Source organism: Pseudomonas sp. SWI36, from assembly GCF_002948105.1.
Taxonomy (GTDB): domain Bacteria; phylum Pseudomonadota; class Gammaproteobacteria; order Pseudomonadales; family Pseudomonadaceae; genus Aquipseudomonas; species Aquipseudomonas alloputida.
On the sequence record NZ_CP026675.1, the window covers coordinates 1,195,826 to 1,209,948 of the forward strand.

Below are 14,123 nucleotides of genomic sequence, written 5' to 3' on the forward strand. Positions count from 1 at the left end.
TCCACTTCGCTGGGAAGCCGCACACACAGTGGCGTATCCAAGCGACCTGATAAATCTGCCAGTAGACATCAACATGCGCGTAGAAAATCATTAGGCCACCTACCACTCCACGGATCACGCATATGCGCTCAACCAAGTGGCTGTCAAACAGGAAAAATTTCTTCTTCCAAGTCGACCATTTGGCTTGTGAAGTCGGTGACAGCCCACGTCAATTGTTACGGGGCAATGGTATCGCTTTAGCAGAGTTAGACGCCCCCACACAGGCAGGCCTGATCCTACAGTCTGATCATGCAAATACTGCTTTGCGCATCGTTCCTGAAGGCTTGCCACAGAACTATACACCCTATGGTTTTCTCCACACGCTGCCCGCTTCACAACTTGTCGCGTATAGCGGGCAACGACTTGATCAGATGCTGCACTGTTACCCACTTGGCAATGGGCACCGATTCTACAGCCCCACGTTGAGGCGATTTATCCAACCTGACACTCAGTCTCCATTTCGTAAAGGTGGGACCAACGGATATAGCTATTGTCAGAACGACCCCATCAATCGTAATGACCCGACTGGACAGTTTTGGCAGTGGTTCAGCCGAAGCGTGCAGCGAGGAGTGAGTCGAGCAGTGAACTGGGTGATCGGTCAGCTTCCACGCATTTCTGTAGTCAGACCACTTTTAAGTACCAGTAACGGCAACAGCACCGTTCAACATCTTGATCCGAGAATCAATTTGTATAGGGCAGGACAAACCCCGCCACCCAACGCGCCCCACGTTACCCTAGAGATCAATGGAATCGAGACCATTGCGCATGGGGCAAGGGAAATTTTCAGGAGTTCAAATGATCTAGCCGAGTTCTGGGGAACTATGATGACCCGTTACGAAAATGGTGCCGTATCAGGTGGGCTCGGTTATGGAATATATCTTGCGAGTCACAGCGCCGTTGGCGCAGCAAGTATACCTGTCGGTTTTGCCGCCGGTACATTAACTTACGCCTATCTCGAGCGCAACATGTACAGAGATATGGCATTACAATTACGAACCGGAACTGATCAAATGCCCCATTATCCTTATAGTCGTTATCGTTATGACTCGGAATAGTGGAAAAGTTTGGAAGACGGTGTGAGCTTGTGCAGCGCTTTCCAAGCATGTATCGCACCACCATCAGCCGCACGACGAGTCGAGGAGAAGGGCGGCCGCGGGCCTCTACCGCGGAGCGATGGTGGTGAGATCGGCACTGCCTGATCTGCGCTAACCTACCAGGCTATAGGCTCTCTACTACGCACCCGCACCTGCTGTGCCGGCACCCGGGCATGCCATTGCACCACCCCCAGCGCCTCCACCTGGAACTCGCTGCGCATCACCCGCCCCTCTTCCTCGAACGACAGCTGCAACAGAAAATGCCCGCTGTTGAGCAGCAGCCCTTCGCTCAACCGTTCGAACGTTTCGTCATCCACCGCCCCCAGCGCCTGACGCAGTGCAGCCGCGTCCATATACCCCGACGCCGGCCTGCCGCTGACAATGCGGCTGAGCAACGAACGCGAGTAACGCCCTTCATACAGCGCCTCCAGCAGGGGCAGATGCTCCAACCCCAGCGCATTGGCGTTGAGCCGCCAACCCGTGGTCTGGGGCAAGGCGCACAGCATTGGGTAACGCGCCTGGCGGCTGGCGTCCGGCTCCAGCAACAGGTTCAGCTCGCTGGTGTCGAGCATCGGCTGGTCGGCCACCAGCCGGGGCGGTTGCTGACGCAGGTACTGGGCGCTCTCGGCGCCCTGCAGGCGGGCATCACTGTCGGCATCGAGCCAGTCGGCCAGGGCGTCGACCAGGCGTTCGGCCGCCATGTCATTGCCCAGCAAGTAACGCAACTGGCGCTCGGCGCGTTCGCCATCGGCACCCAGCAATGCATTGACGTTGAAGCAGGTGTGCTGGTCGCGTACCCGCAACTGCGCCTGGCCAGCGCCAAAGTCGTAGTTCAGCGGCTGCCCGCGCAAGGCTTGCCAGAACAGCGGACTGAGCCGCCAGGCGGGGTCACGCAGGGCCTGCCCGGCATAGGCCAGGCCGGCCTGCTCCATGGCCCGCACCTGCACTCGCTGGTGCAGCAGGCGCACTTCGTCGACCTGACGCCGGCCATCTTCCACCAGCCAGGCCATGCCCGCCGCCAGCATTGCCAGCACCACCATCACCATCAACAGGGCCGCACCCTGCTGTTGCCTTCCACCCATCGGTGTGTGCCTCGCTCGCGGAATAAAAACGCCAGTCAACACGCGGGGTGTTTCAGCTAGATGGCAGTGCCCGTTCGTCATGTGCTCGTCATCTAGGCAAGGCAGGATTGCCCTTCCTTTTCATGACCTTACAGGAGTGGTCGCTATGGGTGGCATTGGAATCTGGCAACTGGTGATCGTACTGCTGATCGTGTTCTTGCTGTTTGGTACCAAGCGCCTGAAGGGCCTGGGTAGCGATGTGGGCGAGGCGATCCAGGGTTTTCGCAAGTCCATGGGTGGTGACAATGACGCCAGCGCCGCTGACCAGGCGCACGTGCAGCAACAGTGCCCGCTGAACGGCCAAGTTGCCCAGCAATCTCAAGCGGACCGCCAGGCCTGATGTTCGAGGTAGGCTTCAGCGAGTTGCTGCTGATCGGCGTCGTCGCGCTATTGGTGCTGGGCCCCGAGCGCCTGCCGGTGGCAGCCCGTACCCTCGGCCGCGGCCTGGGCCAGGCGCGCCGGGCCATGCACGCCTTGCGCACGCAGGTGGAGCGCGAAATCGAGATGCCCAACCTCGACCAGGCACCTCTGCAACGCCTGGAACAGGAGATCCGCCAGGGCATCAGCCTGAACGCGGAACCGGCCAATGATGCGGCCACGACCGTGCTGCCCAAGGAAAATGCTTCATGAGTATTGCCATGGACCCTGCCGCGAGCATGCCCCTGACCGAACACCTGCGCGACCTGCGCAAACGCCTGGTGCGTTGCCTGGCGCTGGTGGCATTGGTGTTTGCCGGCCTGTTCCCCTTCGCCCAGACGCTGTACACGCTCATATCCGAGCCGCTACGGCGCTTTTTGCCGGAAGGCGCGAGCATGATCGCCACCAGTGTCACCTCACCCTTTCTGACACCGTTCAAGCTGACCGCGATGTGCGCACTGTTCCTGGCCATGCCGCTGCTGCTGCATCAGGCCTGGGGTTTTCTGGCGCCGGGGCTTTACCGCCGTGAACGGCGCATTGCCCTGCCGCTGCTGGTATCGAGCATCGTGCTGTTCTATGCCGGCATGGCGTTCGCGTTCTTTCTGGTTTTCCCGATGATGTTCGGTTTCTTTGCCAGCGTGACGCCGGACGGCGTGGCGATGATGACCGATATCAGCCAGTACCTGGACTTTATCCTGGCGCTGTTTCTGGCGTTCGGGCTGGCGTTCGAGATCCCGGTGGCGACGTTCATCGTGGTCTGGGCAGGGTTGGCCGATGTGGCCACATTGCGGCGCAGCAGGCCCTACGTGGTCGTCGGGTGCTTTGTGGTGGGGATGATCCTGACACCGCCGGATGTGTTTTCGCAGACGATGCTGGCAGTACCGATGTGGGTGCTGTTCGAGGTGGGGTTGCTGGCTTGTGGAATGTTGAAGCGGCCGGAGCCAGACAAGGAGATTGTGGCTGGATTGTAGGGCCCTTTCGCGGGCACGCCCGCTCCCACAGGGATATCACGGTTCTGAAGATTGTGATATCCCTGTGGGAGCGGGCGTGCCCGCGAATAGCCGTGATGCGTTCTAGAACTCGGCGAGCCGCCAGACTTCATAGGCTGGCGTCTCGTACGGGTGGCTCTGCTTGAGCGCAGCGACGACCTGCACAATCAGCTCGTCAGCCACCACCAGCTCCACCTTCCACTCTTCCACCGCCTCGACCTGGCCCGCTTGCCCGAGGAACGGCTGGCTGCCGTCCAACGGGCGGAACTGGCCCTGGCCAAGGGTTTGCCAGGCGCAGTGGTCATAGTCACCGATGCGCCCGCCGCCAGCAGCGAACACAGCGGCCTTGACCACTTCGACATGGCTGGCGGGGACGAAGAAGGCGAGCTTGTACACGCCTTAGTTCACCCACACCCGTGCGTTGCGGAACATACGCATCAGCGCGGCATCTTCCTGCCACTCGTCCGGGCGCCAGGAGTTCTGCACAGCGCGGAACACACGCTCCGGGTGCGGCATCATGATGGTCACGCGGCCGTCGCGGCTGGTCAGGCCAGTAATACCACGCGGCGAGCCGTTCGGGTTGGCCGGGTAGGCTTCGGTGACCTTGCCATGGTTGTCGACGTAGCGCAGGGCCACGCAACCGGACACATCGGCTTCCAGCAATGCTTCTTCGCTGGCGAACTCGGCATGGCCTTCGCCGTGGGCGATGGCGATCGGCATGCGCGAACCGGCCATGCCCTGCAGGAAGATCGAGTTGGACTTCTGCACTTCGACCATGGCCACGCGGGCCTCGAACTGCTCCGAGCGGTTGCGCACGAAGTGCGGCCAGTACTCGGTGCCCGGGATCAGCTCGTGCAGGTTGGACATCATCTGGCAACCGTTGCACACGCCCAGGGCGAAGCTGTCGGTACGCTCGAAGAAGGCCTGGAAGGCGTCACGGGCACGGGCGTTGAACAGCGCCGACTTGGCCCAGCCTTCGCCAGCACCCAGCACGTCACCGTACGAGAAGCCGCCACAGGCGACCAGGCCCTTGAAGGCTTCGAAGTCGACACGGCCAGCGAGAATATCGCTCATGTGCACGTCGATGGCGGCGAAGCCGGCGCGGTCGAAGGCAGCAGCCATCTCGACCTGGCCGTTGACGCCCTGCTCGCGCAGGATGGCCACTTGCGGGCGCACGCCCTTCTTGATGTAAGGCGCGGCGATGTCGTCGTTGACGTCGAAGCCCAGCTTCACCGACAGGCCCGGGTTGTCTTCCTCGAGCAGCAGGTCGAATTCCTGGTCAGCGCAGTCGGCGTTGTCGCGCAGGCGCTGGATCTGGTAGCTGGTTTCAGCCCACTGGCGCTGCAGCATGCGACGGTCATCGTCGAACAGCACTTCGCCGTTCAGGCTGATGGTCACTTCAGCGTTGTTGACCGGCTTGCCGATCACCGCGACGCATTCTTCACCCAGGCCTGCAGCGCTGAACTGTGCCAGCACGTCCGGGGTAGCATCCTGGCGAACCTGGATCACCGCACCCAGCTCTTCGTTGAAGAGGATGGCCGGCACTTCGCCCTTGCTGTCGGTCAGCGGGTCGAGTTGCAGGTCGAGGCCGCAGTGGCCGGCGAAGGCCATTTCCAGCACGGTAGTGACCAGGCCGCCGTCGGAACGGTCGTGGTAGGCCAGCAGGTGGCCGTCGGCGTTCAGGCCCTGGATCACGGCGAAGAAGGCCTTGAGGTCTTCGGCGTCGTCGACGTCCGGTGCCTGCGCAGCGATCTTGCCGTAGGTCTGGGCCAGGATCGAGGCGCCCATGCGGTTCTTGCCGCGGCCCAGGTCGATCAGGATCAGGTCGGTTTCGCCCTTGTCCATGCGCAGTTGCGGGGTCAGGGTCTTGCGGATGTCGGTGACCGGGGCGAAGCCGGTGATGATCAGCGACATCGGCGAGGTGACGCTCTTCTCGACGCCCTCGTCGCTCCACTTGGTCTTCATCGACATCGAGTCTTTGCCGACCGGAATGGTGATGCCCAGCTCCGGGCACAGCTCCATGCCGACAGCCTTCACGGTGTCGTACAGGCGTGCGTCTTCACCTGGGTGACCAGCAGCGGACATCCAGTTGGCCGACAGTTTGATGTCGGACAGCTTTTCGATGCGCGAAGCCGCCAGGTTGGTCAGGGTTTCGCCGATGGCCATGCGGCCGGACGCCGGGGCATCCAGCAGCGCCAGCGGCGTACGCTCGCCCATGGCCATGGCTTCACCGGTGTAGACGTCGAAGCTGGTGGCGGTGACGGCGCAGTCAGCCACCGGAACCTGCCACGGGCCGACCATCTGGTCGCGGGCAACCAGGCCGGTGATGGTACGGTCGCCAATGGTGATCAGGAAGCTCTTGCTGGCCACGGCCGGGTGGTTCAGCACGCGCTGGACGGCGCTGTCCAGGTCCAGCTCGCTCGGGTCGAAGTCATCGCCCAGCTCGGCTTCGCGGGTAACCGAACGGTGCATGCGCGGCGGCTTGCCCAGCAGCACGTCCAGCGGCATGTCCACCGGGGTGTTGCCGAAGTGGCTGTCGCTGACGGTCAGGTGCTGTTCTTCAGTCGCTTCACCCACCACGGCAAACGGGCAACGTTCGCGCTCGCAGATGGCCTTGAAGCGCTCGAAGTCGACCGCGCTGACGGCCAGCACGTAACGCTCTTGCGATTCGTTGCTCCAGATTTCGTGCGGGGCCATGCCCGGCTCGTCGTTGGGCACGTTGCGCAGCTCGAAGCGACCACCGCGGCCACCGTCGTTGACCAGCTCAGGGAAGGCGTTGGAAATACCGCCAGCGCCCACGTCGTGGATGAAGGCGATCGGGTTTTCGTCGCCCAGCTGCCAGCAACGGTCGATGACCTCCTGGCAACGGCGCTCCATTTCCGGGTTTTCGCGCTGTACCGAAGCGAAGTCCAGGTCAGCCGAGCTGGCACCGGTAGCCACCGACGAAGCAGCGCCGCCGCCCAGGCCGATCAGCATGGCCGGGCCGCCGAGCACGATCAGCTTGGCGCCGACAGTGATCTCGCCCTTCTGCACGTGGTCTTCACGGATGTTGCCCATACCGCCGGCAAGCATGATCGGCTTGTGGTAGCCGCGCACTTCTTCACCGTGCGGGGTGTTGATGGCTTGCTCGAAGGTACGGAAGTAACCGGTCAGGGCCGGGCGGCCGAATTCGTTGTTGAACGCAGCGCCGCCAAGAGGGCCTTCGATCATGATGTCGAGGGCGTCGACGATACGCTCGGGCTTGCCATAGGCCTGTTCCCAAGGCTGTTCGAAGCCCGGAATGCGCAGGTTGGACACGGTGAAGCCGGTCAGGCCGGCCTTGGGCTTGGCGCCCCGGCCGGTAGCACCTTCGTCGCGGATTTCGCCACCGGAGCCGGTGGAGGCGCCGGAGAACGGGGCGATGGCGGTCGGGTGGTTGTGCGTTTCCACCTTCATCAGGATGTGCACCGGCTCCTGCACCGCGCCGTACTGGCGGGTTTCAGGGTTCGGGAAGAAGCGGCCGGCAACGTTGCCGACGATCACCGAGGCGTTGTCCTTGTACGCCGACAGCACACCTTCGTTGTGCATCTGGTAGGTGTTCTTGATCATGCCGAACAGGCTTTTTTCCTGGGCCTGACCGTCGATATCCCAACTGGCGTTGAAGATCTTGTGGCGGCAGTGCTCGGAGTTGGCCTGGGCGAACATCATCAGTTCGATGTCGTTCGGGTTGCGCTTGAGGCCCTGGAAGGCATTGACCAGGTAGTCGATCTCGTCTTCGGCCAGGGCCAGGCCCAGGTCGATGTTGGCCTTGGCCAGGGCGTCACGGCCGCCGGCCAGGATGTCGACCGAGGTCATCGGCTTGGGCTGGGCGTGGCTGAACAGGTCTGCAGCCTGCTCCAGCTGGCCGAGCACACGCTGGGTCATGCGGTCGTGCAGTTCGGCGGCGATCAGTTCGGCATCAGCGTCGCTCAGGGTGCCGGCCACGTAGTAGGCGATGCCGCGCTCCAGGCGCTGGATCGACTGCAGGCCGCAGTTGTGGGCGATGTCGCTGGCCTTGCTGGCCCATGGCGAAATGGTGCCCAGGCGCGGTACCACCAGGAACAGACGACCCGTCGGCTCCTGTACCGGCACGCTCGGGCCGTACTTGAGCAGACGGCCCAGCACCTGCTGCTGGTCGGCGGTCAGCTCGCCGTCGACATCGGCGAAGTGGGCAAATTCGGCATACAAACCAGTAACAGCGGGGACTTTCTGGCTCAGTTGCTCGAGTAATTTACCGTGGCGAAAGGCAGAAAGGGCAGGAGCGCCGCGCAGGATCAACATCGTCGGGACAGCCTCAGGAAGGGGTGTGCTTAGAGGCCGTGCATTCTAGCCTAATTCGATGGCTTTCGGCACCTGCTCTAAGCCACGCCTGCCGGGCGGCGGAACCGGACTTCGGGGTCAGTTTTCAGAGGTGTCCGGCTTGAGACGAGATCGAGCGGCGCCGGGTGTCCGCCTCGAGACATTCTGCGCCTGTGAGATCGAGCGCCGCCCGCGCGGCGCTTCGCGGGTAAACCCGCTCCTACGTTTGTTTCGGGCCAATTATGCCTGTGGGATTCGCGCGCGAACGCCTTGGTGCCTATCTCGATATCGCGTCGTACCAACAAGGCGGTCGCGCGCGCCAGGCACAGGATGGACTGGCCCGAAACAAACGTAGGAGCGGGTTTACCCGCGAAGCGCCGCGCGGGCGGCGCTCGATCTCACAGGCGCAGAATATCTCAAGCCGGCCACCTGGCAGCCCTGATGCAATCCCCCCTCCCCCAACCACACAACCCGCTACCAGACAAGCTAACAGTTGTCGAGATATGGTTGGGCCAGTCCTTTGCGTATACTGCAACCTATGTTCGCCCACACTGATTTGCGCCAGCGTTGCGCCAAATGGCTTCTCGCAACCGGACTCTTTCTGCTGCTAGGTGCCTGCGTTGAAAAACCCAGCACCCTCGAGCGCGTGAAGGAGGATGGCGTGCTGCGCGTGATCACACGCAACAGCCCGGCAACCTACTTCCAGGACCGTAACGGCGAAACCGGCTTCGAGTACGAACTGGTCCAGCATTTCGCCGACGATCTCGGCGTAAAGCTGCAGATCGAGACCGCCGACAACCTGGACGAGCTGTACGACGCCCTCGGCAAGCCCTCCGGCCCGGTACTGGCTGCCGCCGGCCTGGTCAGCAGTGAGCGGCGCAAAACCCAGGTGAGATACTCCCATCCCTATCTGGAGGTGACCCCGCAGGTCATCTATCGCAACGGCCGCCCGCGCCCCACCGGCGCCAAGGGTTTGGTCGGCAAGAAGATCATGGTGCTCAAGGGCAGCAGCCATGCTGATCAGCTGGCCGAGCTGAAAAAGCAGTACCCGGCCTTGCAATATGAGGAATCGGACGCCGTCGAAGTGGTCGACCTGCTGCGCATGGTGGACGAAGGTCAGATCGACTTGACCCTGGTGGACTCCAACGAACTGGCGATGAACCAGGTGTATTTCCCCAACGTGCGGGTCGCCTTCGATTTGGGCGAAACCCGCGACCAGCGCTGGGCAGTGGCCGCAGGCGAAGACAACAGCCTGCTCAACGAAATCAACGAGTATCTCGACAAGGCACAGAAAAACGGCACCCTTCAGCGCTTGAAGGACCGCTACTACGGCCATGTCGACGTACTTGGCTACGTTGGCGCCTACACCTTCGCCCAGCACCTGCAACAGCGCCTACCCAAGTACGAGAAGCACTTCAAGAGCTACGCCAAGGTCGAGCAGGTCGACTGGCGCCTGCTGGCAGCTATCGGCTACCAGGAATCGATGTGGCAGCCGGAAGTCACCTCCAAGACCGGCGTGCGCGGCCTGATGATGCTGACCCAGCGCACCGCCCAGGCCATGGGCGTGTCGAACCGACTGGACCCGAGGCAGAGCATCCAGGGCGGCGCCAAGTACTTCATGAAGATCAAGGAAGAGCTTGACGACAGCATCAAGGAGCCGGACCGCACCTGGTTCGCCCTTGCTGCCTACAATGTCGGTGGCGGCCACCTGGAAGACGCCCGCACCCTGGCCAAGCGCGAGAAGCTCAACCCGAACAAGTGGCTGGACGTGAAGAAGATGCTGCCGCGGCTGGCTCAGAAGCAGTGGTACCGGCAGACCAAGTACGGCTATGCCCGTGGGGGCGAACCGGTGCATTTCGTGGCCAACATCCGCCGTTACTACGACATCCTCACCTGGGTGACCCAGCCGCAGCTCGAAGGCCAGGTGGCCGAGGGCAACCTGCATGTGCCCGGGGTCAACAAGGACAAGCCAGCGGATAAGTCGTCGCCGATGTAAGCCTGTCAGGACCTCTTCGCGGGCAAACCCGCGCCTACAAGATTTGCGCAGAACCTGCAGGAGCGGGCTTACCCGCGAAGAGGCCGGTGCAGCTCAAGCCTTGGCCCGGCGGGCCTTGAAGAAGTCGCTGAGGATCTGCCCGCACTCTTGCGCCAGCACCCCGCCCTCCACCATCACCCGGTGGTTGAGAAAACCTTGGCCAAAGAACTGCCCCTGGCTCTGCACGATCCCGGCCTTGGGCTCCAGCGCGCCAAACACCACGCGCATCACCCGCGAATGCACGATCAGCCCCGCACACATGCTGCACGGTTCCAGGGTCACATACAGGGTGCTGCCGGGTAGCCGGTAGTTGCTGGCCGACCTGGCTGCCGCCCTGATCGCCACCATCTCGGCATGCGCGCTGGGGTCGCTGTCGATGATCGGCCGATTGAAACCCTGGCCGATCACCTGCCCATGCTGTACCAGCACCGCCCCCACTGGCACCTCGCCCAACGCCGCGCCCTCGGCGGCCAAGGCCAGCGCCAGACGCATGAATTCCTGATCGCGACTGCGATCGATGATCTGCGGGCGCATCAGACCACCGCAATCGCGGCCATCAGGCCGGTTTCCATGTGGTCGATGACGTGGCAGTGAAACATCCAGGTCCCGGGGTTATCCGCCACCAGTGCTACCTGGGCGCGCTCGTTCTTGCCCAGCAAGTAGGTGTCGGTGAACCACGGCTCCTTGATGTCGTGACGGTTGGAGGCGATCACCTTGAAGCTCATGCCATGCAAGTGGATCGGGTGCTGGTACTGGGTCATGTTCTTAAGCTCGAAGATGTAGCTCTTGCCCTTCTGCAACGTGGCGATGGGGCGGTCGGCGCAGGTCTTGTCGGTAATATCCCAGGCCTGGCCGTTGATCTGCCACATGCTCGACGGCTTGGCCGGATCAGGGGTGACAGAGACGCTGGCCGCCCACTCGAAATTGAAGTTCAGCTTTTCGGCATTCTCCAGGTCCGGCTCGGCGATCGGATTGGGCGGCAGCGCGGGCGGCCAGTCACTCGGCGCGTCGTTGCTGGCCACCGAACGCAGGGTGCCCAGGCGCACGAAACCGTCGCGCAGGGAGATTTCCTCACCCGCCTCGGGAATGCGGATGGCCAGGCAGATACGCATCCCCGGGCCTAGCCAGTATTCGTCCAGCGCACGCGGGGTCACCGGGTTGCCGTCGAGGGCATAGATTCTCGCCTCGCAGTTGCCCTTGAGGTTGAGGCGGTAGGTCCAGGTATTGTCCAGGTTCAGCAGGCGCACCCGCACCACCTGGCCGGCCGGCAGCTCGGTGATCGAGTCGGCCTGGCCATTGATGGTGATCAACCGCCCGGCAGTGCCGTTGCGCGCGGCCTCGCGCGGGATGCTGAAAGGCAGCCATGCGCCCTGCTCGTCCACATGCCAGTTCTTCAGGCTCAGCGTACGTTCATGCTGGAACCCGGTGGGTTCACGTTCCTCGACGATCAGCGGCCCGACCAGACCGCGGCCCAGCTCCTCGGAACTGCTGACATGGGGGTGATACCAATAGCTGCCGGCGTCCGGCACGCGGAATTTGTAATCGAAGTACTCACCAGGCTTGACCGGCAGTTGCGAAACGTATGGCACGCCATCCATCTCCAGCGGCAGGCGGATGCCGTGCCAGTGGATGGTGGTTTCGACCGGCAGGTGATTGATGAAGCGCACCCGCAACCAGGTACCTTGGCGTACCCGCAGTTCGGTGCCAGGTGCCGATGGGCCGAAAGCCCAGGCTTCGGTCTTGAAACCCGGCACCAGCTCCACTTCCAGTGGGGCAGCAATCAGCTCGTAGTCGTGCCCGGCATTCTCGTCCTCGACCTTGCCCAGCCAGTAGCGCGCCGCGCCCCCGGCGCCCAGGCCTACCACAACCAGACCAGTAAGGCCTTTGAGCATTTGTCGACGGGTAAAGGACATCGGTGCGGGTACCTCGTTTCTGCGCAATCAGTCTGCCAGCAGGGGCTGGCGATGAAGGGCGAATACGATACACCTGCATTTGCGAAATATTAAGTGAAGTCTTGTCGCACGACCGGTTAGCGGCCGCGATCGCCAATGGCAACCCGCTCCCCCCTCGGTACCAACCCAACGCCCCGGGGCTGACTTGCCGAATTCAGGGTGGGCTGCTTAAGTCTAAAAACGGGGTGCGCAGGTGCTGGCCTTTTGCCCGCCTATCGCTTCAGCCAAGACGCCGGCTCTGTGAATGCGAAGGTAGACACCATGTGGCTCAGGAATTCATTACTGCATATCTCGCTCCTGCTCGCTGCAGGCCTGCTGCTGGCACCGAAGATCATCCTGATCGAGTTTTTCTCCCATCGATGGGTGGAGACCGGTGTTTTCGACATTGCCCTGTACTTGCTTCAAGACGTGCTGTTAGTGGTTGCCCTCTATGTGATTGCCGCCAACACCATTACCAGAAACAAATTCAACTTCTATCTGTTGAGCATCGCCTCAGGCGCCTTGCTGCTGTTCCTGCTGGTGGACATGCGTGTTCGGGAGCTATGGCTAAAGCCACTGGACTGGCAACTGATAAGCTACAGCCTGCAAAACGCAAGCAACCTGACCTCCGGGGCCGAGGTGTTTCTCACGCAATCTGCCGGTTTCGGGCACACATTCAGGTTCATTGTCTTTGTGCTTTTTCTGGCTTACCTGGCGACCTGGTCTTTCGCTGGGCTGGCAACCTGCATCGCTTATAAAGAACAGCGCACCCGCACAGTAAAGAAAAGACAACACCTCTGGGCATCACTGCTGGTGATCGGCGCCCTGCTCTTCGGCTCCATCCATGCCAAAGACGCGCGCTATCACCTGAACGAAAACATTGTCATCAGCCCGCTGGTCACAACACTCAGAAACACCACTTCCTTGACCGCAGCGCCGCATAGACCGTCGCTGCCATTCGAACAACCCGCCTACCCGCTGGCCAGCGTCAACGAAATCCAAAAACTTCAATCTCACCCCACGCCAGACTTCAAGAACCTGGTCTTCATCGTTCTGGAATCAGTGCGCTGGAACAGCGTGTTTGCTCCCGACATCAAAACCGCCGAGCGCTACCCCACCTTCGATAAGCTCGCTCGGGAGGGCATGCTCTTCAAATCGTACGTCTCAGTGCCTCACTCGTCCAAAGGCTACCACGCGATCCTGACGGGGCTGCATGCCTACCCTGATATTGAAATCAAAGAAGCCATGTACCTGCTACAACCCAGTGTCATCCATGAGCTGAAGAACAGGAAAAACATGGAAGCCGTCGCCTTCAGCTCGCTGTACCTGCAGTTCGAAAACATGGAGGGCTTCCTGAAATCCATCGGTGTGTCGAATGCTTACGGAATTTCGGAGCTCATCCCCGCCGAGAACCGCTCACAAAACGCCAGCAGCTTCGGTGAAAGTGATGAACAGCTGTTTTCGTCCAGCATCGCTTACCTGGAAAACATCAAAAAGAATGGCAAGGGTTTCATCGCGCTCTATTTCCCAAGCGCAGCCCACTACCCCTACCAATGCAGCCAAGGGCCCCCATTACAGAGCGAGCTGGAAAAGTATGAAGACTGCATAGCCAAGACAGACAGCGTGCTGGGTGAAATGCTGACATCCTTCGACAAGCAAGGCCTTCTGGACTCGACATTATTCGTGCTCGTGGGTGACCACGGTGAGTCATTTGGTGAGCACGGTCTGTTCATTCACAACGCGTCCATGCACGAAGAAGAAGTGAGCGTACCCCTGATTTTCTGGAGTAATGGAAAGTCACTGCCCAAACCCGCCTCAACCACCAGTCACCAGATCGATATTGCGCCCACGGTTGCCGATTTTTTTGATGTGACCGAATCCCCCCTCTCTGTACAAGGCATCAGCTTGTTGAGGGAACAGGGGAAACGCACATTCTTCATGTCCACGTTCTTTGACCAACTGGCGTCAGCCTTGGTGGAGCACCCGTACAAATACATATACGAATTCAGCTCGGACACCCTGACTAAATACAATCTTGAGGATGACCCGCAGGAAAAGCACCCGCAACGCGTGGAGGGTGACGAGTTCATCGCGGTGAGGAGCAGGCTGCTTTCCTATAACGCCTACCAGAAAGCGCTATTTGCCAGAAAGCCAGAAGAATAAGCAATCTGAACGAGCAA

Annotated in this window: 11 protein-coding genes; 6 read left to right on the forward strand and 5 right to left on the reverse strand. The window is 61.2% G+C overall.

From position 1 onward, the window contains the following. Positions 1 to 122 precede the first annotated feature (122 nt). On the forward strand, positions 123 to 1,094 hold the full coding sequence (locus C4Q27_RS05895) for an RHS repeat-associated core domain-containing protein (RefSeq protein WP_104886618.1): 972 nt from the start codon (positions 123 to 125) through the stop codon (positions 1,092 to 1,094). A 155-nt stretch (positions 1,095 to 1,249) separates the two neighbouring features. Here C4Q27_RS05895 and gspK read toward each other — a convergent pair whose 3' ends face one another. Next, complete coding sequence (gspK, locus tag C4Q27_RS05900) at positions 1,250 to 2,215, reverse strand: type II secretion system minor pseudopilin GspK (RefSeq protein ID WP_104886619.1); 966 nt, start codon at positions 2,213 to 2,215, stop codon at positions 1,250 to 1,252. Between the two features lie 145 nt (positions 2,216 to 2,360). Between gspK and tatA the strand changes: the two genes are divergently transcribed. Genes tatA through tatC form a run of 3 tightly spaced genes read left to right on the forward strand, consistent with a single transcriptional unit; the run spans position 2,361 to position 3,642 of the window. Continuing rightward, on the forward strand, positions 2,361 to 2,594 hold the full coding sequence (gene tatA / locus C4Q27_RS05905) for a twin-arginine translocase TatA/TatE family subunit (protein ID WP_003255011.1): 234 nt from the start codon (positions 2,361 to 2,363) through the stop codon (positions 2,592 to 2,594). Beyond that, complete coding sequence (gene tatB, locus C4Q27_RS05910) at positions 2,594 to 2,884, forward strand: Sec-independent protein translocase protein TatB (RefSeq protein ID WP_104886620.1); 291 nt, start codon at positions 2,594 to 2,596, stop codon at positions 2,882 to 2,884. Before tatA ends, tatB begins: the two co-directional genes overlap by 1 nt. After that, complete coding sequence (tatC, locus tag C4Q27_RS05915; protein WP_104886621.1) at positions 2,881 to 3,642, forward strand: twin-arginine translocase subunit TatC; 762 nt, start codon at positions 2,881 to 2,883, stop codon at positions 3,640 to 3,642. Before tatB ends, tatC begins: the two co-directional genes overlap by 4 nt. A gap of 102 nt (positions 3,643 to 3,744) precedes the next feature. Here tatC and C4Q27_RS05920 read toward each other — a convergent pair whose 3' ends face one another. Both C4Q27_RS05920 and purL read right to left on the reverse strand, forming a co-directional pair. Beyond that, complete coding sequence (locus C4Q27_RS05920) at positions 3,745 to 4,056, reverse strand: YqfO family protein (protein WP_010952215.1); 312 nt, start codon at positions 4,054 to 4,056, stop codon at positions 3,745 to 3,747. Positions 4,057 to 4,059: 3 nt separating this feature from the next. Further along, on the reverse strand, positions 4,060 to 7,959 hold the full coding sequence (purL, locus tag C4Q27_RS05925; RefSeq protein WP_010952214.1) for a phosphoribosylformylglycinamidine synthase: 3,900 nt from the start codon (positions 7,957 to 7,959) through the stop codon (positions 4,060 to 4,062). Positions 7,960 to 8,515: 556 nt separating this feature from the next. Between purL and mltF the strand changes: the two genes are divergently transcribed. Next, positions 8,516 to 9,973, forward strand: coding sequence for a membrane-bound lytic murein transglycosylase MltF (mltF, locus tag C4Q27_RS05940; protein WP_064493201.1), 1,458 nt, complete (start codon positions 8,516 to 8,518; stop codon positions 9,971 to 9,973). 93 nt (positions 9,974 to 10,066) lie between these two features. Here the strand turns inward: mltF and tadA are convergent, their stop codons facing one another. Both tadA and C4Q27_RS05950 read right to left on the reverse strand, forming a co-directional pair. Next, on the reverse strand, positions 10,067 to 10,546 hold the full coding sequence (gene tadA / locus C4Q27_RS05945; RefSeq protein WP_012051365.1) for a tRNA adenosine(34) deaminase TadA: 480 nt from the start codon (positions 10,544 to 10,546) through the stop codon (positions 10,067 to 10,069). Next, positions 10,546 to 11,925: a multicopper oxidase family protein gene (locus C4Q27_RS05950; protein ID WP_020193354.1), complete on the reverse strand. Its 1,380-nt coding sequence runs from the start codon at positions 11,923 to 11,925 to the stop codon at positions 10,546 to 10,548. The genes tadA and C4Q27_RS05950 overlap by 1 nt, the downstream gene beginning before the upstream one ends. 300 nt (positions 11,926 to 12,225) lie before the next feature. On the opposite strand from C4Q27_RS05950, the gene C4Q27_RS05955 reads away from it, so the two are divergent. After that, on the forward strand, positions 12,226 to 14,106 hold the full coding sequence (locus C4Q27_RS05955) for an LTA synthase family protein (RefSeq protein ID WP_104887848.1): 1,881 nt from the start codon (positions 12,226 to 12,228) through the stop codon (positions 14,104 to 14,106). Positions 14,107 to 14,123: the final 17 nt, after the last annotated feature.

Coding starts and splice junctions, on each gene's coding strand:
- gspK (WP_104886619.1), bottom strand. CDS start 2,215: ATGGGTGGAAGGCAACAGCAGGGTGCGGCCCTGTTGATGGTGATGGTG.
- tadA (WP_012051365.1), bottom strand. CDS start 10,546: ATGCGCCCGCAGATCATCGATCGCAGTCGCGATCAGGAATTCATGCGT.
- C4Q27_RS05955 (WP_104887848.1), top strand. CDS start 12,226: ATGTGGCTCAGGAATTCATTACTGCATATCTCGCTCCTGCTCGCTGCA.
- tatC (WP_104886621.1), top strand. CDS start 2,881: ATGAGTATTGCCATGGACCCTGCCGCGAGCATGCCCCTGACCGAACAC.
- C4Q27_RS05895 (WP_104886618.1), top strand. CDS start 123: ATGCGCTCAACCAAGTGGCTGTCAAACAGGAAAAATTTCTTCTTCCAA.
- purL (WP_010952214.1), bottom strand. CDS start 7,959: ATGTTGATCCTGCGCGGCGCTCCTGCCCTTTCTGCCTTTCGCCACGGT.
- tatA (WP_003255011.1), top strand. CDS start 2,361: ATGGGTGGCATTGGAATCTGGCAACTGGTGATCGTACTGCTGATCGTG.
- mltF (WP_064493201.1), top strand. CDS start 8,516: ATGTTCGCCCACACTGATTTGCGCCAGCGTTGCGCCAAATGGCTTCTC.
- C4Q27_RS05950 (WP_020193354.1), bottom strand. CDS start 11,925: ATGTCCTTTACCCGTCGACAAATGCTCAAAGGCCTTACTGGTCTGGTT.
- tatB (WP_104886620.1), top strand. CDS start 2,594: ATGTTCGAGGTAGGCTTCAGCGAGTTGCTGCTGATCGGCGTCGTCGCG.